Genomic DNA, 22,953 nt, shown 5'->3' on the forward strand with positions numbered 1-22,953 from the left:
ATAAGCTATCAACAGATCCTTAGGAATACCAATTGCAAAATATCGTTTTGAACTTTATTTTGTTCATCAGCTCTTTAGTATCGGCTAATACTGTATCTCAGTTGCTTTGTCATCTGTGATTAGCAAGGATACTCAACAAGAAGAATACATAGAGTATTGTGCTGAAGTCTCCTTACTTATATTACAAAAAAAGCCGAAGTTTAACTATATCAAGCATTAAATGCTCTAAATATTAGTGGTACTTATTTATATTCGGATTTATTTCTTGACGCTTTTGATTTACATCATAACTCCCTTATACTTGTCGATACACAGATAAGTAGGTAAAAGTATAAAATTCAAAAACAAACTTTTCAAAAGTCTGTGGTAACGATTCATCTACAATTCATTAAAACGCTTTATCAAGTTGAAAGTGAAAACCTCAGCGCGTAATGGATTATTTTAATAAATATCCGTTTAATCATTTCATTGTTTAAACCTTTTAAATAATTTGATTAAGTGCTCTATGGAAAATTTCTTTAGGTATGATTTATATCTGGCGTTAGCGCCATGGTTCGTTTTTGCGGTGCTATCAGTATTAGCGATAATATTAATGAAGCTTGCTAAAAAACGCCGTGGTATAGCGATTGCCTTTGCTGTTTTTGTGCAAATGTTTTCTGCCGAACCTTTTGTGGAAAAAGCGATTGCTATGGTGGTTTCTGAAAAAAGAGTGATTAAAAAGCAGCAAGAAGAAGATGGTGGTGGGGGGAACTTAATAAAAACACGACCAAAAAAGACTGAAGAGAGTTTGTAGTACAAAAAATGCCAGAGCATAATGTCTGGCATTTTTAGTTATCTATTGGTTACTTTAATCGCTAGGCAAAACTGCTAAATTGTTTCAACGTCAATTTTGATCTAATTTTAGATAATGTATTACGAGAAAGCATCATTAAAAAAGCCACTGCAAAAATAATGAAAGTGCTTGGTTCTGGAACAGAAGTTGCCGGTGAACCTGTTGGTTGAAACGGGTTGTAATTTGTTTGAAATGCACGATTAGCTTGCCAAGATTTACCAATAACTTGTCCAAACATCTGCCCACCATTCGCTGCTATATCGGCAGTAGGAGCTAATATACTGCCATATAATGCAATATCTAAGTTTAACTGGCTAGCGCCATAAAAGTTGTAAAGCAACTGGAAAGGTACGGGGGTATTCGCTTCACCTGCAATAAATTTATTGCTTAGAGGGTTCGTAGAACTTGTTGGGGCACTATCGTTCGTAATATATACCATTCCTCTTGATGAAAGGTCGATAACGGAAGATCCTGTGTCATTTGATATATTAAATACAACCGTTGCGTCTTCAGCCATGCCATTAGTATTGATATAGAATTCGCTCTCAGATTGTTGCTGAGTAACATTAAAAACGTAAACGCCATTTTCTGGCACAACATTCTCATCAACTGAAAATATTAATGCCCATCCATTGTCTTTAACACTACCGTAGGCAGTTCGCGCTGATAATTGTTGTGAAAGGTTTTCTAAATGGGAAAATGCACTATTAAAATCAACCGGTAAAGAGTCAGAATTCTGAGTTAATGATCGCACATCATTGAGAGTACCCGTTAATGTTCCACCAATTATTGCATCACCCAATTCAGGGGTTTCTCCTGCTTTATGATGCTGATAAACAGCAAGGTTGCCAGAGGGATTTATTTTTTCAATATTTCCGCCAACAACTAAACTCGGGCCATCCCCCATAGCAAAGTCAATTATCTTTGCGCCAATGTCATATTGACCATCAACTAAAAGGTTACCACCAACGGCGATTCGACCCTCTACGTCAGATGAACTAACAGAGTAGTTTTCTTTAATAAAAGCATGATATTTACCCGCTTGACCAAAATCGATGATGTCAGCAAATAGTGGAAAACTTAAGAATAAGCTTGCGATAACAGCTAAATGTCGCATTAATGTTCCTTATAATTGAATCAATATGACTATATTTTGCACATCATATCATTAAATAAACCTATTTGACAACGCTGTCTTTTATGCAGGATGTTTATTTTGGGTATTAACTCTATTAATCTTTATTTATTAATAGGTTTATTTTTTTGGTTAGTTCGTGATCTAGGGCTAGCTTTTGTGCTGTGAGCAAAGCAGCTTTAGCTTGGGGGATTCGCTTCAAAATTGCTAAGGTATAAGCAAGGTGGTAATGATAGTTTGGATTATTCACATCGCGAGCAATTGATTCTCTTAAGTAACTTAAACCTGTTTGAGGTTGATTGTTTTTAACAAATAACCAACCTAATGTGTCATTAATTACCGCTAACGTAGGGGCTAATTCGTAGGCCTTCTTAGCGAAAAAAAGTGCTTTTTTTGGATTGTTTTCTTGGTATAAATTAGCAAGGTTATTTAGAAAAATAGGCTGTTGGTTAATATGTACATAGTTTTCAAGCGTCGATATTGCTAATGCTGTATCACCGTTATTTAGAGCAATGGTACTTAGCTGTGAAACTGCCCAAGCATCTGAACTTTGTTGTCCTATCCATTCCTGTAATAATAAGGTGAGAGCTGCAAGGTTTTTCTTCTGTGAGTAAAGTTGAGCGAGTAACTGCATGTGCTCACGATTCTTTTGGCTTTGATAAAGTGGTCTTAATAAATCGATTGCTTGATCCATGTTGTTTTCGGTGAGTAAAAGATGAATTTTTAGCTCTATCCAAGTAGGATCTTCAGGATTTATTAACAACTGTTGTTCAATCAATTGATTAGCTTTTTTAGTATCTTGCGTAACTAAAGCAAAACGAGTTTCAATATAAGGAGAAATTTTGCCACTTGATAATTGTCTAATTCTATCAATACTGCGTTTTGCTGCCTCAATGTCAGCTATATCAATTTGAAGGTTACTTAACGTCTCAATTTTAGCGACGTCATCATAAATTAAACCAAATAAAATTTTAAGTGTTTTAGAAGACTTAGCCGTTTTACCTTGCTGTTTTTGTAGTTTACTTTTTGCTAATAGTAACTCTTGATCAAACAAGAAGAACTCTTCTAATAACTGAAGTGTTTTTTCTGCGTTGGCTAACTGATTATTTTCTAGGTAAAGTTTTAGTAATGCCCGCTGATTTGTCATGAAATCAATATGACCTTTGGGTATTTGGCTAAGTAACTTTATCGCTAAAAATAACTGTTGTTGTTTAATCGCAAAGTCTGCATACAACTGAAGTACTAAAACATCATTAGGGTAAAGTGTCAGTAATTGTTGATAATAATATTCAGTTTGTTGTTCATCTTTTTTATTTAGACTTATACCCGCTAATGCCAATAATGCGGGACGAAATGTATCGTCTAATATAAGTGCTTGTTTAAATAGCTTTATCGAGTCTTCATCCCGACCAAGCTTTAATGATAATTCACCGGCGAGTTGTAAAATTTCAACTTTATTGGGATTTTCGTCTAATAATGTTTGAGTCGTTATTTTAGCTTGTTCAATATTATTGGTTTGTAATTGTAAAAACCCTAATAGCGTTTTATTTGCTAATGTACTGCTGCTACTTGTTTTATTAAGTAAAGCTACCGCGTCATTGCTTCGGTTAACAGAAATAAGTGCGCCTATGTACTGATCTCTGAGTAGCGTATTATCAGGAAACGTCGACTGGGCTTTCTCAATGAAGCTTAAGTATTCATTTTTGTCGAATTGTTGTTGATAAATATGAGAGGCAAGCAAGTGAATATCAACTTCATTTGGCGATAGGGTTAGTGCTTTATCAACATATTGTTGTGCTAAAGTCAGGTTATTCTCTTTTAAAGCGATCATAGTAAGATGGCGATAAGCAACGACATTTCCCTCATAATCGCTAAGGTAAAGTAAAAACTGTCGGCGTGCTTGATGATAGTTTTCATTTAAATAATCAACACTAGCAGACAGCAACAATACTTCTCTATTTTGCATGTGCTCGTTGCTTAAATTCATAAACTGTTGCTGAATATCACGTAACAAAGTGCGTGCTTCTCTTTCATTACCTTGTAATGCGATAATTGAAGAGTGTAATAGTTTTATATAAGGGTCATTTGGGAAGTTTTCTCGTAACGTTAGTGAAAAACTAAGCGCACTATTGAGTTGGTTAAGCTCTAATAAAATGGTCGCTTTACCAAATAATGATTGCTTATTTGTGGGTTCCTTTTGAAGCATTTCAGTATATATTTCTAAGGCATCATCAAAGTTATCAGTGTTCTTTAATATCTCAGCCTTGAGCATAAGCGCACCTTGGTGGTTATCTTTTAATGAAATCGCTTTATTTACCAAAGTTAAAGCGCTATCAAGTTTTCCTTCTTTAAATGATAAATCAGCCATAGCTATAAACAGCTCTAACGTTTCTCCATGGATATTTATTGATTGCTGATATGACTTGTTAGCTAAAGTTGACTGATTCAAACCTTTGTATGCATTACCTTGTAAGAGAAAATATTCATTTTCAGTGGCAAGTTGTGGATATTGGTTTAATAAATCTAAAGCGTCATCATGTTTATACAAGAATAATTTCGCTTTAACTAAAGGTAGAATCACAGCAAAACTATCAGCTTGCAAAGATAAAGCTATAGCTAATTCTTTTTCTGCTGACTGTGGCTGACCTTTTTGCAAAAGGATATCGCCTAATAATAATCGAGAAGGTAAGTAATTAGGACGCTGCTGAATACTATTTTTAACCGCTATTTCAGCTTCATTAAGCTTGCCTTGTTGTAAAAAAATCAATGCATTTTCGTAAGAACTGGGCAATTGTTCAGCATGAGTATTACAACAAGTTGAGATAAAAAATATGAAGAATAAGATGGAATGAGATTTATTCATAGCAGCACAAAATAATTAGAGATACTTTATGTTAAAACACAATGACGTTAAGTGATATTGTATTTTTAGTAATAAAATAAAATAAATTGAAATTTATTAAATAATATTAGTGCTGTTAACTGACGACTTGTCTAATAAATTTAAAATTTCTTCTTTGTTTTTTAGTGTTTTAATATCATTAAATAACTGTTGTGCTTCTGGGTATTGTAATTTCAAATAGCGCAACCATTGTTTCAATCTACTAGAAAAGTAAAAGCTCTTATCACCTATTAATTCAAGATCACTGTATTGTTTTAATAGGATACAAAGTTGGTGCCAAGGCATAGCTTGTTGGTTGTTTTTTATTACTGCCTCTAAATTTGGTAGCGCAAGTGCACCACGACCAAGCATTAAATTTTGGGTGTGGCTTTCTTCAATACAGCGGTGGGCGTCTGCTAAATTCCATATTTCACCATTCGCGAAGATCTCTATTGGGTACCTTTTGACAATGCCAGCAATGAAGTGCCAATAAGCGGGAGGACGATAGCCATCGGCTTTAGTTCTGGCATGAATGGTGAGTTGATCCGCTTTGGCAGAGGTTATAGCACTAACTATTTCGTCTAACAATGAGGCATCATCAAAGCCTAAGCGAATTTTTGCCGAAAGGATCACATCCTCGCCAACCGCTTTTTTTACCGCTAGCACTATTTTGTAAATATCTTCAGGGGTTTTTAGTAATGCGGCACCGCCACGGTTTTTATTAACAGTTTTAGCTGGACAGCCAAAATTAAGATCAACACCATGTGAGCCTAGCGCTATTGCTCGAACAGCATTTTCTGCCATCCAGTTGGGTTCTTGACCAAGTAGCTGCATTCTCAATGGTGTGCCTGACTGTGTATAACCTTGTTGTTCTAATTCAGGGCAAACTTTGTAGAAACATCGCTCAGGTAAAAGCTGGTCAACAATACGTAGAAATTCAGTAATACAAAAATCGTAATTATTTAATGAGGTGAGTAGACGGCGCATTAAGGCATCAGCAACACCTTCCATTGGTGCTAAAACAACTTTCTTTACTTGAGTATTCATAGATCAGCGAGTAACCTCAAAAATGAGCGATAAGATTTATTTAAGAGTGAATAAATATTTTCAACTTCATTGAAATTTATTTATTCGGTGAAGGGGGCTTTGTTAGTAGCTTACATATGTAGTGCCAAAATATATAATATTAAATGAAAATATCATGAAAATTTAAAAAAAATCATCATTGACAGCTTTATTAGGTTTATTTGCCTTAATACTTGCCATTTCAGCTCCTGTAAAAGTAGAAATGAACCCTTTTGAAACTAAAAGCATTGTAACGATTACCGCGGCAGATGCTAGTGGAAAATGTGGTGAAGGTAAAGCTGACGAAAAAGCTAAATGTGGCGAAGGTAAGCAGACAAAAAAGGTAAATGTGGCGAAACTAAAACTGACGCTAAGAAATGCGGCGGTTAATTCTTAATCATTTATTAAACGTTATCATATATCTTTAAAAAAGCTATTTAACCCTTCGTTAAATAGCTTTTTTGTTTATTTATAGCTTATACGACGGTCAGTTTTTATAGTTATTATCGTTTACTGTTGCGCGAGGAATGATAAAAAGTGATTCACTACCTTGGTTGAATTATTGTTTTACCACACTTTACCTAGCTATTTTAATGTCCCTGTAAAATCAAATTCCTGGTTACACCGCGCTATTTTATTTAAAACAGTGTCTTTCTTAATTAATGTCTTTTTTTCCAAGACTAATGTCTCGAAAAAACAGATAATAGCGATCATTAATTACATCTTGCCAATTGGCAGTCGCTAAAACTAAGCAAATCACTGAGCTTTTAGTGCAAAACTTCGGAAATTATTCAATGGAAATCAAAGTTAATTATCTCGACAACCTTAGAATTGAAGCTAAATTTGATGATTTTTCTGTCATCGCTGATCAACCTATTCGCTATAAAGGTGATGGTTCTGCTCCAGGGCCTTTTGATTATTTTTTAGCTTCATCAGCACTTTGTGCCGCCTATTTTGTTAAGGTTTATTGTAATTCGCGTGATATACCCACTGAAAATATTCGTTTGTCACAAAACAATATCGTAGATCCTGAGGATCGTTATAACCAAATTTTTCAAATTCAGGTTGAGTTGCCTGAAAGTATTTCTGAGAAAGACCGTAAAGGCATTGTCCGTTCCATTGATCGCTGTACCGTTAAAAAAGTCGTTCAAAGTGGACCAGAGTTTAAAGTAGAAATAGTCGATAGTCTTGAAAACGACGCCCAAGCAATGCTTATGGGGCAGTCAGCAAGTGGTTCCAGCACCTACATTTTAGGTAAAGACTTACCACTTGAACAAACTATTGCCGATATGACCTGCCTGTTGGCTGATTTAGGTATGAAAATTGAAATATCTTCTTGGCGAAATATTGTGCCTAATGTTTGGTCATTGCACATCCGTGATGCTGCATCACCGATGTGCTTTACTAACGGTAAAGGCGCAACGAAAGAAAGTGCGCTTTGCTCTGCACTTGGTGAATTTATTGAGCGTCTTAACTGTAATTTCTTTTATAACGATCAGTTTTTTGGTGTTGATGTTGCCAACAGTGATTTTGTTCATTATCCCAATGAAAAATGGTTTAAACCTGGCGCCAATGATGAGTTGCCCAGCGACATACTTGATGAATATTGTTTAGCGATATATAACCCTGACGATGAATTGCGGGGCTCAAACCTAATAGATACCAACTCTGGCTTAGCAGATCGAGGTATTTGCTCTATTCCTTATGTACGCCATTCTGATGGTGAAACCGTCTATTTTCCTTCAAATTTAATTGAAAATTTATTTTTAAGTAATGGTATGAGTGCAGGTAATAACTTACCCGAAGCACAAGTACAATGCTTGTCAGAAATTTTTGAACGTGCGGTAAAAAAACAAATTATTGCACAAGAAATTGTTTTACCTGATGTGCCCAAAGAAGTGATCGCAAAATACCCAAGTATTTTAGCAGGTATTGAAGGCTTAGAAGCGCAGGGCTTTCCTATTGTTGTTAAAGATGCATCCTTAGGTGGTCAATTCCCAGTCATGTGTGTCACGCTTATGAACCCTAAAACGGGGGGTGTCTTTGCCTCATTTGGTGCTCATCCAAATTTTGAAGTTGCGCTAGAAAGGAGTTTAACTGAGTTATTACAAGGAAGAAGCTTTGAAGGCTTAAACGATGTACCTAAGCCAACCTTTAATAGCATGGCGGTTACTGAACCTGAAAACTTTGTTGATCACTTTATTGACTCAACAGGTGTTGTTTCCTGGCGTTTCTTTAGCAATAAAGCTGATTATGAATTTTGTGAATGGGATTTTTCTGGCACTAACGAAGAAGAAAATGCTGTGTTAATGGCGATTTTGAAAGACTTGGGCAAAGAAGTCTATATTGCAGAGTTCAATCAATTGGGGGCTACCGCTTGTCGTATGCTAGTACCAGACTATTCAGAAGTGTATCCGGTTGAAGACCTTATTTGGGACAACACCAATAAATCTCTTGAATACCGCGAAGATATTTTAAATCTTCACATTTTAAGTGAAGAACAATTAGTCGCTTTAGCTGAGCGTTTAGAAGATAGCCAACAAGATAACTACATTGATATAAAAACATTAATTGGTATTGAGTTTGATGAAAATACTGTTTGGGGTCAGCTCACTATTCTTGAATTAAAGATTCTTATTTATCTTGCCTTAGGTGCTTTAGAAGAGGCTATTGAATTAGTTGGAGAGTTTTTACAATACAATGACAATACGGTTGAACGTGGCTTATTTTATCAAGCGGTTCATGCGGTATTAGAAGTTACCCTAGACGAAGAGATGGAACTTGAAGACTATATCGGTAACTTTAATCGAATGTTTGGTGAAGAGACTATGGAACACGTGGTTGGTTCAGTCTTTGGTGAAGTTAGGTTTTACGGTTTAACACCAACAAGTATGAAACTTGAAGGTTTAGATAAGCACCTGAGGTTGATTGAAAGCTACAAAAAATTACACCAAGCACGTAAAATAGCGGCTGAGAAATAGTAAAAACATATCATGTAAAAAGCCAATATCTACTATGGGTATTGGCTTTTTATAAACGTTGCGAATTTAAATTTTAAATCTTAAGTTTAATGAGCATTAATCAGTTTTATACACCTCGGTTCTGTTTCTGCCAAGTTCTTTTGCTTTATATACGGCATCATCAGCCTGAGCGTAAAAGTCAGTAAATGATATTTTATCGTCACAAATACTGGCACCAATACTTACCGTTAATGGTTTATTGTCAACCGTAATGTCAGCGATTAATTGATGTAATCTTTCACAAAACAATAAAACATTCACTTTGTCTGTGTCAGGTAGCATGATCAAAAATTCTTCACCACCAAAGCGAGCAACGAGGTCTGTTTGTCGACAAAAGGCTTTTAATTTTTGACCAAGCTCTTTTAATACACGATCCCCTTCTAAATGGCCAAAGTTATCATTTACTTTCTTAAAGTAATCAATATCGAGCATTAACAAACCAACCGATTGATGAGATCTCGCTGCCTGCTCAAGGACTAAAACACTTCGGTATTTCATTTCTCTTCTATTTAATAACTCGGTTAACTCGTCAGTAGAAGCAAATAATTTCAACTCTTCTGCTTGCTCTTCTAATGTTTTGCGGATTTTTAATAATTCATTATAAAGTTGGTCTCTTTTCGAGGCATTAAAAAAGCTCCAATAAATACAGCCATCATCACCTAAATGCGCGTTAACGGTTACTGGAATGCGACCCCCTTGAGCATTAAATATAATTAACTGCATTTCTTCACACGTTTTCTTGTGTAAAAGTGTTGGAATGAGATAACTTTGAAAAAATATTTTTGACGATTTTGTGAAAATCACATCAGTACTTTTACCGATAAGTTCTGCTGGTTGCCATAATAGTTCAGTGGTGAAATATGTATTAACATAGGTAATAATTCTTGACGAATTAGTGACTAAAGCACCGCAAGGAAAACTATCCAGCGAATAATTTTGCATGTTACTTTGTGTTTTATTTTTGCGTGTTGTGGTCATTTTTTGCGTATTCTATTATTAAGTCGACAATTTCGTTCGGATGCGTCATATGTAAACAATGTCCGTCAGCCAGAACCACTTCCAGTTGACTATCTTTTATTTGGCTATGAATAAACTCACCAACAGTCGTCGCAGCCAATGCATCATTCTTACTTTGGAAAATTAATGAAGGTTGCTTTATATCTTTTAAAATATGGCGATAATCAGATAAAAATGTTGCTTCAGCAAAATTCTTCGCTATAACAGGGTCGGTAGAGCAAAAACTTCCCGTTAACTCTCCTATTAAATCTGTTGAATGATCATTTCCTATTACTAATGGCGCTAAATAATCAGCCCAACCAATATAATTTTTATCCATCAAGCTTAATAGCTCGAGTAAATCTTCTTTTTCAAAGCCGCCCAAGTATTCAGGAGGAAAGTTTAGAAAACAAGGAGAAGGGCATATCATGATAAGCTTAGAAAAAAAGTCAGGCCTTTTATTGGCGACAATCGCACCAATAATACTGCTTACTGAATGCCCGACAAAAATTGCACTTGATAGCTGTAGCACTTCAGCTATTTCAATAATATCTTCGGCATATCCCTCAAGTTGGCTATAACGTTTTTTGTTGTATTGTGATATATCCGAACCACCAGAGCCGACATAGTCAAATAATACAATGGTAAATTGACTCAATAGCTTAGGCGTTAAAAATCGCCACATGTTTTGATCACAACCAAAGCCATGAGCAAGAAAAAGTGTTTTTTCGCCTTTTCCAATAATTTTAACATTATTTCTAATCAACACCTCTTTTGACAAAAGCATAATATTTCCTACTCAAACGTATCATTAATTAACGGTCACTAACCTTGTTTATACTACTATCTAATAATCTTGTTTATATTACCACAGAAGGAAACAGTTGCAGGGTTTGCTCAATGATATCAGTTTTCTGACTTTTCGCTAAATAAGCGGCATATATATCTCTTGAATATACCGGCGCTTCTTCAACTAGGTATAATTTATTTTTCTCGATATACTCAAAAGTCATTTGTCTGGGTAAATAAGCACTTCCGCCGGCGTCTAATAGAAAATTTAATGCAATTCTTGGTTGGCTCATATAGTGTCTTGCGGGAGGAGCATCTTGAAATTCTCGAAGGTGTTGCGCATTCACTGATTCACCATAGTCGACCATTATGTGGTTATCTAATGTTAACTTTTCCATAATATCGTTTGGCTCTGTGGTGACTAAATGTAGTGGAACCGTGGCGACTTTTTCAGTGATTAAATCTTTAACAAACGGTGGTTCGAAAAAAAAGGCAACATCGACCACACGACTTAGTAAACTCTTTCTAAGCTCTAACGGCGAGTAAGTGTTGGTTAATAAACTAACATCATCAAGATTGCGGTGAATCTTTTTCAACCAATCTTGTAAGACAATATCCCAAATAGACATCATAGAGCCAACAACTAATTGATAAGTATCACTGTCTGCAACACCAACATCTTGTTTCGTTTTTTGCCACATAAACAATAACTCATTAGCATGTTTTATTAACCGATTACCTTCAGGGGTTAATTTTAAATGCTTTTGGCTTCGGTCAAACAACAGTACACCTAAGTCACCTTCTAATAACTTAATCCTTGCGCTTACCGCAGATTGAGTAATGAATAAGTTCTCAGATGCTATTCTAAAGTGTAATGTACGGCTCACTTCAAGAAATGTTTTTAATAGTTCGATTCTCATACAAACCTCGACAAACAACGCAATCATTTTTTTTGATTAAACTCATCAAAATATAGCGCTATATTATTTAATAAGCTGACTATACACTCCGCAGCACTTATTACCTCACTTTTTATCATTAAATAAAAGTGAATATCAAAAGACTGACTTATGAAAATTGCTATCTTATCTAGAAATAAAAAACTTTACTCTACGCGCCGCTTAAAAGAAGCGGGTGAAGCTATGGGCCATGAAGTTGATATTATCGATACTTTGCATTGTTATATGGACATTACGAGTAGCCGTTCATCGGTGCGTTATCACGGTAAAGAACTACCAAAGTATGATGCAATTATTCCTCGTATTGGCGCCTCTGTAACTTTTTATGGCACAGCGGTGGCAAGACAATTTGAAATGATGGGTACCTTCAACATTAATGAATCCGTCGCTATCAGCCGCTCGCGCGATAAATTACGGTCATTACAGTTGCTATCACGTAAAGGTTTGGGTTTACCGCGAACAGGCTTTGCCAGTAAACCTGATAATGCTAAAGATTTAATTAAAAATGTTGGTGGCGCGCCGGTAGTGATTAAGTTACTCGAAGGCACACAGGGTATAGGTGTAGTCTTAGCCGATACTGCTAAATCGGCTGAAGCCATTATCGAAGCGTTTATGGGCTTAAACGCGAATATTTTGGTACAAGAGTTTATTAAAGAAGCGGGTGGTGCAGATATTCGCTGTTTAGTGATTGGCGGTAAAGTTGTTGCGGCGATGAAACGTCAAGGCGCTGAAGGTGAGTTTCGTTCTAATTTACATCGCGGTGGCTCTGCTGAAGTGGTTAAATTATCTAAGGCTGAGCGTGATACTGCTGTCAGTGCTGCAAAAGCGATGGGTTTGAACATGTGTGGTGTCGATTTACTGCGTTCACAAAATGGTCCTATGGTCATGGAAGTTAATTCATCTCCTGGCCTTGAAGGTATTGAAAAAGCGACGGGCAAAAATGTTGCCGGGATGGTGTTTGAGTTTTTAGAAAAAAATGCAAAACCTCATGACACTAAGACACGTGGCAAAGGATAATGAAAGTGAGTTCTACAGATATATTACGCATTGGTGAATTTGAAATTTCACCTGGAGAGCAGCGTAAAATAGAGCTGCCGGTTGCTAAGTTATATACCGATGCCGACGTTTCTTTGCCCGTTCATATTATTCGCGCTAAAAAACCGGGGCCCACTATTTTTTTGAGTGCGGCGGTACATGGCGACGAATTAAATGGTATTGAAATTATTCGACGCTTGATCCACGAAAAGAAACTTAAAATCACGCGAGGCACCGTTATTGCTGTTCCTATGGTTAACGTTTATGGCGTGGTTAATCAAAGTCGTTATATGCCTGACCGTCGTGATCTTAATCGCTGTTTTCCCGGCTCTGCGAAAGGCTCTTTAGCGGGGCGTGTTGCACATATATTTCTCAATGAAATCGTTAAGCATTGTGATTACGGTATCGATTTACACACCGGGGCAATTCATCGCTCAAACCTGCCACAAATTAGGGCGGATATGTCTGATCCCGACACCAAAGCCTTGGCGGAAGTGTTTGGCGTACCAGTTGTGTTGAATTCTACTTTAGTTGATGGCTCGTTAAGAGAATCAGCCGTTAAAAACGAAACGAAAATATTATTATATGAAGCGGGTGAAGCGCTGCGTTTTGATGAGTTTTCAATTCGAGCGGGCATGAAAGGTATCTTAAATGTTTTACAATATTTAGGCATGACTAGAAAAGTTGTCCGTTCTAAGAAGAAAAAACTTGTGCCTTTTATTGCTAATGGCAGCCAATGGGTACGCGCAAATGCCAGTGGTATTGTTCATAATATTGTAAATTTGGGCGATCAGATCACTAAAGGTCAAGTGTTAGCCGAAATTGGTAGTCCATATGGTGCAATATTTGATTCGGTTAAAGCAACACGCTCAGGCATTTTAATCGGTAAGCAAAATATACCGCTAGTACAAGATGGAGAAGCTATGTTTCATGTCGCTTATTTCAGTGAAGACGATGAAGAAATCGCTGAACACATTGAAAACGTACAAGAGCAGCTTTTACCAGAAAATGACGACAGTTAGGAAACCGTATGAAAAAAGCAAACAAAGTTGTTATTGGCCGTTTAGAGTCAATAGCTTTGCCAGACTTAGCTATTGACGACTTACAAGTGCGAGTTGATACCGGCGCAAAAACGTCATCGTTACACGTTGATAATATTACAAAAGTTATTAAAAATGGCAAGCCTTCAGTTATTTTTGATATTCATCCTGATGCGCATAATGTTGATACTATTGTTAAATGTAGTGCGCCAATTAGTGATATCAGGAAAATAAAGTCTTCTAATGGCACTGTAGAGCAACGTTACGTTATTGAAACATTAATCGTACTTGGCGAAGAAAAGTGGTCAATTGAAATAACCTTAACGGACCGTTCTGATATGAGTTATTTAATGTTGTTAGGAAGAGAAGCTTTAGGCAGACGTTTTCTTGTTGATCCATCAAAAGTTTTTTTAGGATCAAAAATAGAAAGTGAGCTAGGTTAATCCTTATCTATACGTTTTTTATATAAAAAGCGATTCATTGTCTGCGGTAAACACCACAAAAGATGAATCGCTGTCCGACAATCAACGTTAAAAGTAGCGCGTCATGTAACGTAAAGTGACCTAATAATATTCAGAACATGTTATCGCTACTTTTTTGTCACTAAAAGTTCCTTATTGCTCCCTGTCTGCCAAGTCCTCGCTTTTAAAAGTGCATATTGAGAGAGGCTGCTGAATTATTGTTGCCACTCTTTTTAACTAATATAGTTCACCCTTTAACGAGCTCGTTATAAAAATATCTATTGATTAGTGACTATGTACTTAATTGAAAACACGTATTATAGTTATTAAAAATAATTAGAATAGGCTTCATTGACTTGTAATAATTTCGCGTATTCATTTAGAATAAGCTTTATAAGCAGTTGCTGTAGCCGCTAAATAATTAAATTAACTTGGTACTACTTTTTGAATATTCCTGACTTACCTAATAATCATGCGTTAGCGGTATTACTCATTACCGTATTGGCCTTGTATCTCTTTCGTCGAGACGATATCCCTTTAGAAACCTCTTCTTTGGCTGTTATCGCTATATTGTGTTTGGCGTTTGCATTCTTCCCTTTTTATATAGATGGCACACATTTCGAACCCAGCTCATTATTTTTTGGCTTTGGTCATGAAGCCTTAGTGACGGTTTGTTCGTTAATGATCATTGGTCACGGTATTGTGCGTACAGGGGCATTGGAGCCCATTGGTCGATACTTGGCTAAATTATGGAAGATAAGTCCAACATTATCTTTGTTGCTAACACTCGTTTTAGCTGGAGGCTTAAGTGCTTTTATTAATAACACCCCGGTTGTGGTGCTGTTACTGCCTATCTTGATTAGTGTATCACTGCGTACTAAAACAGATTCTTCGCCAATGCTACTGCCTATGGGATTAGCAACTTTAGTTGGGGGAATGGCGACAACGATAGGTACATCGACCAATTTATTAGTGGTTAGTATTGCAAAAAACATGGGAGCGGTTGAGTTTGGGCTCTTTGATTTTATACAACCAGCACTTATTGCTTCTGTTGTTGCCGTTCTCTACTTATGGCTAATTGCGCCTAAACTTCTCCCAAGCAGAACACCATCAATGCCTGATACTTCGCCACGTCTATTTAGCGCTTATCTTAATATAAATGAAGAAAGTGTGGCTAACGAGAAAACAATTACCGAGATAATTGCTTTGACTGACGGCCAGCTAAAAATTGAGAGTATTCAGCGCGGGGCCAACTATCGTAATATAATGCCTTTGCCCGATACCGTGCTTATTGTTGGTGACCGCTTAAAAGTTCATGACTATCCAGACCGTTTAAAAGAATATGAGTCAGTATTAGGTGCCACTTTATTCTCAGGACTGCATAAAGTTGATGACGAACACCCCCTAAAAGCCGAGAAACAAACGTTGGCAGAGATTGTTATTATTGCTGGCTCGGGAGTTGAAGGGCACACTTTACAACAGGTCAATTTTATACAAAAACACAGCATATCAGTGATCGCTTTGCATCGAGCAGGTAAAGCGATGGAAATTGGTCGCAGCAGTATCGGCAATACCCGCCTGAAAATTGGCGATGTCTTACTGGTACAAGGAGAGCAAGAGCAAATTGACTTATTAAAAGCTAAACAAGGACTACTTATTATTGATGGTGCGGAGTCATTACCTCAAACAAGTAAAGCACCCATTGCCTTAGGTACCTTGTTAGCAGTAGTTGTATCGTCAGCCTTGGGTATTTTACCTATAGAAATTAGTGCGGTTTGTGGTGTACTCGTCCTGTTATTAACAAAATGTTTAAATTGGCAAGAAGCTTCATCAGCACTTAGTACGCAAGTTATTTTAATTGTTGCCGCGTCTTTAGCGTTAGGCTCTGCAATGATGACAACCGGTGGCGCTGAGTACATAGCCCAAGTGTTTGTCGCATTATCATTTGGTTTACCACCAGGAGGTGTATTATCAGCCTTAATGTTGTTACTCGCGATATTAACTAATATTGTTTCTAACAATGCCGCTGCTGTTATTGGTACGCCTATTGCCATTTCTGTTGCTAGCCAACTCAACCTACCAGCAGAACCTTTTATATTGGCAGTACTCTTTGGTGCTAACTTAAGTTATGCAACCCCTATGGCTTACAAAACTAACCTTTTGGTAATGAACGCCGGTGGTTATCGTTTTTCTGATTTTATGCGTGTTGGTATTCCCTTGATTATTCTAATGTGGGTAACGCTATCCTTACTGTTAAATTGGTTATATCTGTAAGATAAACAAAGCAGTCTTTTGTTTTAGGCTGCGCTAATCTTCGTTAATACACTAAAGATGAAAGGTACATTGGTAAGCAAAAAGCCTCATTAATAATGAGGCTTTTTTGTAACGTTGAAATAGGATGGTGTTTGTTGTGGGGCTTGTAAATAAAGCACAACAAGCTTTTGTGCTCATGGATTAGCTACAAAGATTAAGACCTATTACAAGACGATGTCTGTCGCTCTGTTATTTATTAATATTTTTTAAAGCTTTATTCTCAAACCATAGTTTCATAAAGTCGGACGTTAATTTCTGTTCTATTTCCATCGCACTTTCAGTGGGGCAAAAAATAGTAAAAAACACCTGAGTGTCACCGAGCTCAGAGGTAGCTACTTGAATGTGCGGTTTTGGACCTGCAATCTTTATATCTAAGCGGTTTTCAATAAGATGATTATAACGAACTGCCACCTCTTTAAAGTCATGACAATATAAGTCTGCTTTCTCATACAAGGTCTCGATAAAGTCAAAGGGATTAGCACTGTCATCACGTACTATAGTGAAATGATGTACCGCATAACGCTTGAGGAAATTAAGGTTTTTAATTACCGAAGTAATTAACTGGCTATTAGGCAAATATAACGTTTTACCGGTATATTCATAATCATCTTTATTGACCTCTAGTAAAGTAAGTTTAGCCCAATCGGTAGAATGCACCTCACCAACATAGTTACCTACTTGTATCCAGTCACCAATACGAAAGGGGCGACTTGATAATATATAGATAAAGCCAATAAAACACTGAATAAACTCGCGAGTCGCTAATACAATTGCCACAACAAAAGCGGCAATAGAAAAAGCAAACTTTTGGATTTCTTCGGACCATAGATTAAAAAGTAAAATAATGATCAATATGGTAAAAATATTATTCACCATATTGATTTTTAATCTTTTGGTTTGTTTCGATTTTAGCTTTATAACTTTTATGATTAAATTTTTAATCAAAAATGAAGTCATCAACAGTAAAAAAGTAACAATAAATTTATATTCAAACAATAACTCGGTAAAACTGTTTAAATTGAATATTTTGTCTAACCATTCCATTATAAATATTTAACCTATTTATTTTATATTCGGAAGCATGCCTTTAAGCAGCAAACCAAAAATGTCTGCGCCAGTAATAATACGTTTGGTTTCTCCCCAAATAAGCAATACATCGTGTTCTATCACACCATCAAAGTTTTTGTCAGTAGACGTATTCACTTTCATTTTCAGTATAGCTTCATTTAATGGTATCGTTTCATCCGTTATCACAACAGGACGATGACAATAATTGTAAGGGTCAAAATCGCCTGGTTGATATAACGCAGCTCGTGAATAACCATCTGCATCAAGCACGAGTAATGGGTAGCCAGCTTCATTGGTCAGTATTACCCAACTATGGTTAGTTTCATTTACCAGCATTAAAAATGGGTCGTCTGGACCTTGTGTCGTTACCGGAATAATAGGTAAGTCTAACTTTGTTGGTAGGGCAATAATTGATTTGGGATCAATTATCTCACCTTCTTCAGTGACCTGTATCTCATCTAAAGCAAAAAAGTTTAACGCGCCGATACCTTCAACATGATTAAGATCGGCTTCTTCTGCGGAAATATGCTGGCGAATAATACTTCTAAGTTCACTTTCTTCAAGGTATGTAATCCCTTCTTTGCCGAGCCAAGCATCTAAAATAAGTGCAGTTGGTTTGGCTACTGGGTAAAAAAGGAACTGATAAAAACGAATAATAGGCGCGAGCATGCTACCCATTTTTAAGGCATTTCTTGAGAAATAAGCTTGCGGGGTAATTTCACCAATAATCGTGATGGCAATAGTTGAAAACAGAAAAGCACTGACGCCAGTAAGTACCGAATCAGAGAGCATTGTTAACAACACATTAATTCCAACATTACCCCACAATATCGTTGTTAATAAAAAGTTTGAGTCGTCTCTTAGACGTAAAATAGTTTGTGCTGCTTTACTACCCTTTTTAGCTTCAACTTCTAAATGCAGGCGACTTATAGAAAAAAATGCGAGATTTAATCCTGAGAAAATGGCTGATTGAGTTATACAAAAGGCGATGGCACACCAAGTAATAATGTCAATTGACATGTAATAATCCTAATAGGAATGTTAATAGCTTTAATTGAGTGAATTATTAACTTTACTTGCTGAGATGACAACTAATTATTTGACCTTTACTTTAAAATATTGCTTATAATGGAAAATTTATAACGTTTACTATAAGTTATTATTTGTAATGCTGACACCCGCATTATTTGTAATTATACCTAAGGATTTATCATGATTAAATGTATGTTAATTTCACCCTCTGCGCCTGTTAAAATTGGTGGCGAAGAATTAGTCAGTGAATGGCAACAAGATGAAAGCAGCGTGCTATGGATTGATCTTGATAAAGTCGAAAAATCTCAAGAAAAAGAAATATTAACTCAATTTGGCTGTCACCCTTTGGCTATTTTAGATGCTCAAAGAGAAAGACACCCTCCGAAAGTTGAGCTGTTTGATGATTTCATCTTTCTGCTTTACCGTGGCTTTGTTGCCAAAGAAAACAATTTAACCTTTGAACATGTACAAATCAGTATGTTTATCGGTCAACGGGTGTTAATTACCGGTCATCCTGAAAGCTCGATAGCGATAAATACCTTGTTTACTACCAGCAGTGAAAAGTATTTAGCGAGAAGCCCAGTACACTTAGCATTGAAAATATTTCATAGTAGTTGTGGTAATTATCTACAGCAATTATTTGACTTTGAACAAAATTTAGAAAAAATAGAAGATCAATTTCAAGTCAGTGGTAACGATAAAATGATGCGAGAAATTACCTCACATCGTTCGAGATTGGTTAAAATTAGAAGAACTTTTAATTACCATGTAACTGTTGGTAATACCCTAAACAGTTATCTTGAAGATGACGAAACATCCCTTATTACAGAACAAGAAATACATACAGTAAATGACTTAAGAGAGCGACTTGATCGATTGTTGAGCCTCTCTCAAATGTATTATGATATTTGTGGTGATTTAATTAACGGTTATATGTCGGTTACTTCACATCAGCTAAACGCAACAATGAGAGTGTTAACGGTTATCACCGCTTTGTTCGTCCCTTTAACTTTCCTCGCAGGAATATATGGGATGAATTTTGAATACATACCCGAGCTTAAATTTGAATACGGTTACTTTACTTTGCTTGGGGTGATGTCGGTTATCTCTGTTGGTCTTATTGTTTGGTTTAAGAAAAAACGCTGGTTGTAATAACCACTAATTTAATTAAAAAAAGAAGATAGATATTGAGCGATTCAAAAACACTTTATGAAGCAAAAGTCATTAACATCAGAAAAAGACAACCGATAATGGCTTGGTTACTTTCTTTAACACTGATTAGTATGGGCTATTATTTGTCAAAAACTCAGTTTTTAGGGCTAGAGTGGCTTTCTAGAAGTGGTTGTTTAATTGTTATCATTGGTGTTTGGTCAAGTATTGGCGCCATTATTTCTGAACGTGTTCTTATCAGTAAACTCAATATTCAACATCGCTTGGTATTGTCACGAGCCAAAATGAAACTCAGAAAAATCAATGTACCAACAGAGTACATCGACAAAGAAATTGCAACGATTGAAGATGATTTTGACGATAAAATTGATGTTGTTAAAGATAATGTTAGATACCAGCTCGGTATTTTAGAAGTTTCATTGTTGATAACAGGCACCTTTATCTGGGGATTTGGCGATTTATTATTTAAAGTTAATTTTTAATGAGTAAACTATGAGTAACAACATCTGGTGGGGCGAGTTTACCTTTGATGACAGACATGAAAAAAAATGTTGGAGTGTTGGTCAACGCGCGATACTCATAAAGCGCAAGGCAACTGAATGGAACATTTGGAATATTGAAAATAAAGAAGAAGACCAAGACATTGTGGTTTCTGCTGGCGAAAAACTTGCACTAGAAAACGATACTGATATCGGTCGTTTTTTAGAGAAAGCGAGCTCTGATAAAATAAAAGTATTTCCAAAATTAGCCGATCGTTCGGTTATCGCACGTCCTTCATCACCGCTAACTATTTTAGCGGGTGAAAAAGTTCAGCTGTTTATTAGTACACCTATTTGGTTTTATGCTGAAACATTTCCAAGTGCTAAATGCTTAGTTGATTTACCCTTTTGGCGTCCGTCAGATTCATGGTTTGGTAGCTCAACCATCGACGGCCAATTGTGCTATGCAAAATACACCTCTGCAAAAACTAAACTTGAAGAGCTCGATTTACATCCCCACCGAGCAACAACATCAATTACGGTGATTAATAGCCATAACAAAGAACTTATCATCAACAGGATTAATGTTCCTGTTAATTACTTACATTTATATAGTGATGATAAAAACCAACTGTGGACATCTGGCATAACCATTGAAAGAAATAATGAATCAGCCGATATTGAATTAATTATAGAAAGAAGTGTTTCATTTGAATTTCAACCTCTTACCGCGATAAGTAGTCCGCGAGAAACCTCTGAGCACGGTAAATTAATACGAAGAATCAGTAACTTATTTGGGTAAATTTTAGTTAGGTAAATATTATATGGAAGTCATTAATGAGTTTTTTAATATGCTCAAAGCATCTCATTTATACACATTAACACAGGCACTTATTTTATTTGTGGTCGGTTACTTCATTGCTAAAGCGCTCAGTAGCGTGATGGAAAGAATTGTTAGCAAGAAAATGACGACACACGGAGTGTTTTTGTTAAAAAGAACGGTATTTTATACCTTACTGGGCTTGTTTGTCTTGTCGGCTTTAAAGCATATTGGTATCGACTTAACGATATTACTTGGTGCAGCGGGAATTTTTACTGTGGCGATTGGCTTTGCTTCACAAACTTCAGCATCAAATTTAATCAGTGGCATATTTTTGATGATAGAAAGACCTTTCTCAATCGGTGATGTGATTAAAGTCAATGACATCTTAGGGGAAGTTATTTCAATTGATTTATTGTCTGTTAAATTAAGAACCTTTGATAATTTATTTGTTCGAATACCCAATGAAAGCATGATAAAAAGTGCGGTTACCACTATGACAAAGTATCCCATTAGAAGAGCAGACTTAAAACTAGGTATTGCTTATAAAGAAGATATTGAAAAAGTGCGTGATTTATTATTAAAAATCGCCGAAAAAAATGTTATTTGCTTAGAAGAGCCAGCTCCTTTGTTTATTTTGACCGGGTTTGGTTCATCGTCAGTTGATATTCAATTTTCAGTGTGGTCAAGAAGAGAAAATTTTCTTGCGCTTAAAAATGAAATGTATCAGAACATTAAGAAAACATTTGATGAGCAGGGCATTGAGATCCCATTCCCGCATATTAGCCTTTATGCAGGGAGTGCAAGTAGACCTTTTAAAGTTGCTATGAATGAGAACTCGAGAAGTACGGCAGATGTTGTATCCAAAGAAGAGTAGTGACTGAATCAACGTTGAGTATTAACCTTGCTGGTTAATGCTCATTATTTATTTTACTGTTTAATAAGCAATAAATCACATGGCGGCTCATATAAAAAATTTGAGGTCGTACTTCCTACCCAAAACTTATCAAGCATGTTTCTATTAACTAGACCGATAAATAAAATATCGATATGGTTTTTGTTAATATATGACTTTAAGGCCTCTTCAGGTAAACCTTCAAGTAATTTGTATTGATCGTTCTTAATGCGGAACTGATCAGCGAACTCTTTTAAACCGTCTTGGTGCATCGACAATACTTTGTTTTTGTATTGGTATAAAACTGATGAAATGTAACAACAGTGGATAAGTTTCCATTTTACTGAAAGCGAATCTTCCCAGCTTTTTAAATGCTGAACAATATGTTCATCAATTTTTGCTGGGCGATCATTTTCGTGTAACGGGTCAACAGCGCCAATGGCATTGATTTTTTCTTTCCATACTTTGTCAGTTAATAATAATACGGGTGCGTTTATTTCAGAGAGTGTTTGAAAGATGGGATGTCTTGTTTTAGGTGGCGTGTCTTCTAAAATTAGCAGGCCATTATTTGTTTTTGCTAATTCAGTATTGATTGTTTTTATGTGATCTGCAGACTCTGAAACAATAATTTCAGCTTTAATTGCACTCATTTCTAATGCTTTAAGCAAGGTTTGTTTTTTCTTGTTAATCGCCACTAAATCTTCATTAGCCGTTGGTGAGTCGCCAACCATTGCATGCCAATACCACCGTTGGGTAGATTTTACTTTAGCATCGATTATTATTTTAACGCGCATTTTATGAGTATTGGCGAGGTGAATAACTTTATCTAAAGTGATGTTTTTATAAAAATAACGTCCATCTATAAACCAAATCAATTGCTCAGTTATCATTTTATTCCCTCATTTTGGATGTTAATTCCCGCGTGGGATTGACCTAATTTTGTTAAAACAGTCTGGCGACTTT

The 22,953-nt window shown here is 36.1% G+C and carries 20 protein-coding genes; 11 read left to right on the forward strand and 9 right to left on the reverse strand.

What is annotated here, in order from left to right; genetic code table 11:
* The first annotated feature begins 505 nt into the window (after nucleotides 1-505).
* Nucleotides 506-793, forward strand: a complete 288-nt coding sequence (locus H4J66_RS14130) for a hypothetical protein (protein ID WP_182175662.1) — start codon at nucleotides 506-508, stop codon at nucleotides 791-793.
* 61 nt (nucleotides 794-854) lie between these two features.
* On the opposite strand, the gene H4J66_RS14135 is transcribed toward H4J66_RS14130, so the two are convergent.
* The 3 genes from H4J66_RS14135 to H4J66_RS14145 all read right to left on the reverse strand — a co-directional run bounded on the left by H4J66_RS14135 (nucleotide 855) and on the right by H4J66_RS14145 (nucleotide 5,895).
* A complete protein-coding gene (locus H4J66_RS14135) occupies nucleotides 855-1,949 on the reverse strand; it encodes a choice-of-anchor A family protein (protein ID WP_182175663.1) in 1,095 nt (364 codons plus the stop codon).
* 115 nt (nucleotides 1,950-2,064) lie between these two features.
* Nucleotides 2,065-4,830, reverse strand: a complete 2,766-nt coding sequence (prsT, locus tag H4J66_RS14140; protein WP_182175664.1) for an XrtA/PEP-CTERM system TPR-repeat protein PrsT — start codon at nucleotides 4,828-4,830, stop codon at nucleotides 2,065-2,067.
* Nucleotides 4,831-4,926: 96 nt separating this feature from the next.
* Complete coding sequence (locus tag H4J66_RS14145; protein ID WP_182175665.1) at nucleotides 4,927-5,895, reverse strand: tRNA-dihydrouridine synthase; 969 nt, start codon at nucleotides 5,893-5,895, stop codon at nucleotides 4,927-4,929.
* A 178-nt stretch (nucleotides 5,896-6,073) separates the two neighbouring features.
* Between H4J66_RS14145 and H4J66_RS14150 the strand changes: the two genes are divergently transcribed.
* Together H4J66_RS14150 and H4J66_RS14155 are read left to right on the forward strand one after the other, a co-directional pair.
* Nucleotides 6,074-6,310: a hypothetical protein gene (locus H4J66_RS14150; RefSeq protein WP_182175666.1), complete on the forward strand. Its 237-nt coding sequence runs from the start codon at nucleotides 6,074-6,076 to the stop codon at nucleotides 6,308-6,310.
* Between the two features lie 397 nt (nucleotides 6,311-6,707).
* Entirely contained in the window at nucleotides 6,708-8,894 is a 2,187-nt protein-coding gene (locus H4J66_RS14155) for an OsmC domain/YcaO domain-containing protein (RefSeq protein ID WP_182175667.1), read from the forward strand.
* A 96-nt stretch (nucleotides 8,895-8,990) separates the two neighbouring features.
* On the opposite strand, the gene H4J66_RS14160 is transcribed toward H4J66_RS14155, so the two are convergent.
* From H4J66_RS14160 to H4J66_RS14170, 3 genes are all read right to left on the reverse strand, one after another.
* Nucleotides 8,991-9,911: a diguanylate cyclase gene (locus tag H4J66_RS14160; RefSeq protein WP_182175668.1), complete on the reverse strand. Its 921-nt coding sequence runs from the start codon at nucleotides 9,909-9,911 to the stop codon at nucleotides 8,991-8,993.
* Entirely contained in the window at nucleotides 9,889-10,716 is an 828-nt protein-coding gene (locus H4J66_RS14165; protein ID WP_182175669.1) for an alpha/beta fold hydrolase, read from the reverse strand. Before H4J66_RS14165 ends, H4J66_RS14160 begins: the two co-directional genes overlap by 23 nt.
* Nucleotides 10,717-10,789: 73 nt before the next feature.
* The gene (locus H4J66_RS14170) at nucleotides 10,790-11,638 is read right to left on the reverse strand and encodes a LysR family transcriptional regulator (protein WP_182175670.1); all 849 of its coding nucleotides are present in this window, start codon (nucleotides 11,636-11,638) and stop codon (nucleotides 10,790-10,792) included.
* A 150-nt stretch (nucleotides 11,639-11,788) separates the two neighbouring features.
* Here H4J66_RS14170 and rimK point away from each other — a divergent pair, with 150 nt between their 5' ends.
* The 4 genes from rimK to H4J66_RS14190 all read left to right on the forward strand — a co-directional run bounded on the left by rimK (nucleotide 11,789) and on the right by H4J66_RS14190 (nucleotide 16,487).
* The gene (rimK, locus tag H4J66_RS14175; protein ID WP_070376387.1) at nucleotides 11,789-12,694 is read left to right on the forward strand and encodes a 30S ribosomal protein S6--L-glutamate ligase; all 906 of its coding nucleotides are present in this window, start codon (nucleotides 11,789-11,791) and stop codon (nucleotides 12,692-12,694) included.
* Nucleotides 12,694-13,734: a succinylglutamate desuccinylase/aspartoacylase family protein gene (locus H4J66_RS14180; RefSeq protein WP_182175671.1), complete on the forward strand. Its 1,041-nt coding sequence runs from the start codon at nucleotides 12,694-12,696 to the stop codon at nucleotides 13,732-13,734. The genes rimK and H4J66_RS14180 overlap by 1 nt, the downstream gene beginning before the upstream one ends.
* Nucleotides 13,735-13,742: 8 nt before the next feature.
* Entirely contained in the window at nucleotides 13,743-14,195 is a 453-nt protein-coding gene (locus H4J66_RS14185) for a RimK/LysX family protein (RefSeq protein WP_182175672.1), read from the forward strand.
* Between the two features lie 462 nt (nucleotides 14,196-14,657).
* Entirely contained in the window at nucleotides 14,658-16,487 is a 1,830-nt protein-coding gene (locus tag H4J66_RS14190) for an SLC13 family permease (protein ID WP_182175673.1), read from the forward strand.
* Nucleotides 16,488-16,715: 228 nt separating this feature from the next.
* On the opposite strand, the gene H4J66_RS14195 is transcribed toward H4J66_RS14190, so the two are convergent.
* Together H4J66_RS14195 and H4J66_RS14200 are read right to left on the reverse strand one after the other, a co-directional pair.
* Nucleotides 16,716-17,402 carry a mechanosensitive ion channel family protein gene (locus H4J66_RS14195; protein WP_404842785.1) on the reverse strand — a complete coding sequence of 229 codons (687 nt, stop codon included), beginning with the start codon at nucleotides 17,400-17,402 and terminating at the stop codon, nucleotides 16,716-16,718.
* Nucleotides 17,403-17,588: 186 nt separating this feature from the next.
* Complete coding sequence (locus tag H4J66_RS14200) at nucleotides 17,589-18,614, reverse strand: DUF21 domain-containing protein (protein ID WP_182175675.1); 1,026 nt, start codon at nucleotides 18,612-18,614, stop codon at nucleotides 17,589-17,591.
* 192 nt (nucleotides 18,615-18,806) lie between these two features.
* Between H4J66_RS14200 and H4J66_RS14205 the strand changes: the two genes are divergently transcribed.
* The 4 genes from H4J66_RS14205 to H4J66_RS14220 are packed head-to-tail and all read left to right on the forward strand — an operon-like array spanning nucleotide 18,807 to nucleotide 21,972.
* On the forward strand, nucleotides 18,807-19,778 hold the full coding sequence (locus H4J66_RS14205; protein ID WP_182175676.1) for a magnesium transporter CorA family protein: 972 nt from the start codon (nucleotides 18,807-18,809) through the stop codon (nucleotides 19,776-19,778).
* 35 nt (nucleotides 19,779-19,813) lie between these two features.
* Nucleotides 19,814-20,278 (forward strand): hypothetical protein, encoded by a 465-nt coding sequence (locus H4J66_RS14210; protein ID WP_182175677.1) that lies wholly within the window; start codon nucleotides 19,814-19,816, stop codon nucleotides 20,276-20,278.
* Nucleotides 20,279-20,288: 10 nt separating this feature from the next.
* Complete coding sequence (locus H4J66_RS14215) at nucleotides 20,289-21,077, forward strand: hypothetical protein (RefSeq protein ID WP_182175678.1); 789 nt, start codon at nucleotides 20,289-20,291, stop codon at nucleotides 21,075-21,077.
* Nucleotides 21,078-21,099: 22 nt separating this feature from the next.
* Nucleotides 21,100-21,972 (forward strand): mechanosensitive ion channel family protein, encoded by an 873-nt coding sequence (locus H4J66_RS14220; RefSeq protein ID WP_182175679.1) that lies wholly within the window; start codon nucleotides 21,100-21,102, stop codon nucleotides 21,970-21,972.
* Between the two features lie 53 nt (nucleotides 21,973-22,025).
* Here H4J66_RS14220 and H4J66_RS14225 read toward each other — a convergent pair whose 3' ends face one another.
* On the reverse strand, nucleotides 22,026-22,880 hold the full coding sequence (locus H4J66_RS14225) for a universal stress protein (protein ID WP_182175680.1): 855 nt from the start codon (nucleotides 22,878-22,880) through the stop codon (nucleotides 22,026-22,028).
* Between the last annotated feature and the right edge of the window lie 73 nt (nucleotides 22,881-22,953).

It is taken from the genome of Colwellia sp. MB3u-55, from assembly GCF_014076785.1.
In the GTDB taxonomy this organism is placed as follows: Bacteria; Pseudomonadota; Gammaproteobacteria; order Enterobacterales; family Alteromonadaceae; genus Colwellia_A.

What these genes read in the sequence shown, in the direction of transcription:
- rimK (WP_070376387.1), top strand. Translation starts at nt 11,789, where the DNA reads ATGAAAATTGCTATCTTATCTAGAAATAAAAAACTTTACTCTACGCGC.
- H4J66_RS14215 (WP_182175678.1), top strand. Translation starts at nt 20,289, where the DNA reads ATGAGTAACAACATCTGGTGGGGCGAGTTTACCTTTGATGACAGACAT.
- H4J66_RS14205 (WP_182175676.1), top strand. Translation starts at nt 18,807, where the DNA reads ATGATTAAATGTATGTTAATTTCACCCTCTGCGCCTGTTAAAATTGGT.
- H4J66_RS14130 (WP_182175662.1), top strand. Translation starts at nt 506, where the DNA reads ATGGAAAATTTCTTTAGGTATGATTTATATCTGGCGTTAGCGCCATGG.
- H4J66_RS14185 (WP_182175672.1), top strand. Translation starts at nt 13,743, where the DNA reads ATGAAAAAAGCAAACAAAGTTGTTATTGGCCGTTTAGAGTCAATAGCT.
- H4J66_RS14135 (WP_182175663.1), bottom strand. Translation starts at nt 1,949, where the DNA reads ATGCGACATTTAGCTGTTATCGCAAGCTTATTCTTAAGTTTTCCACTA.
- H4J66_RS14195 (WP_404842785.1), bottom strand. Translation starts at nt 17,402, where the DNA reads ATGGTGAATAATATTTTTACCATATTGATCATTATTTTACTTTTTAAT.
- prsT (WP_182175664.1), bottom strand. Translation starts at nt 4,830, where the DNA reads ATGAATAAATCTCATTCCATCTTATTCTTCATATTTTTTATCTCAACT.
- H4J66_RS14145 (WP_182175665.1), bottom strand. Translation starts at nt 5,895, where the DNA reads ATGAATACTCAAGTAAAGAAAGTTGTTTTAGCACCAATGGAAGGTGTT.
- H4J66_RS14180 (WP_182175671.1), top strand. Translation starts at nt 12,694, where the DNA reads ATGAAAGTGAGTTCTACAGATATATTACGCATTGGTGAATTTGAAATT.
- H4J66_RS14225 (WP_182175680.1), bottom strand. Translation starts at nt 22,880, where the DNA reads ATGATAACTGAGCAATTGATTTGGTTTATAGATGGACGTTATTTTTAT.
- H4J66_RS14170 (WP_182175670.1), bottom strand. Translation starts at nt 11,638, where the DNA reads ATGAGAATCGAACTATTAAAAACATTTCTTGAAGTGAGCCGTACATTA.
- H4J66_RS14165 (WP_182175669.1), bottom strand. Translation starts at nt 10,716, where the DNA reads ATGCTTTTGTCAAAAGAGGTGTTGATTAGAAATAATGTTAAAATTATT.
- H4J66_RS14200 (WP_182175675.1), bottom strand. Translation starts at nt 18,614, where the DNA reads ATGTCAATTGACATTATTACTTGGTGTGCCATCGCCTTTTGTATAACT.
- H4J66_RS14220 (WP_182175679.1), top strand. Translation starts at nt 21,100, where the DNA reads ATGGAAGTCATTAATGAGTTTTTTAATATGCTCAAAGCATCTCATTTA.
- H4J66_RS14160 (WP_182175668.1), bottom strand. Translation starts at nt 9,911, where the DNA reads ATGACCACAACACGCAAAAATAAAACACAAAGTAACATGCAAAATTAT.
- H4J66_RS14155 (WP_182175667.1), top strand. Translation starts at nt 6,708, where the DNA reads ATGGAAATCAAAGTTAATTATCTCGACAACCTTAGAATTGAAGCTAAA.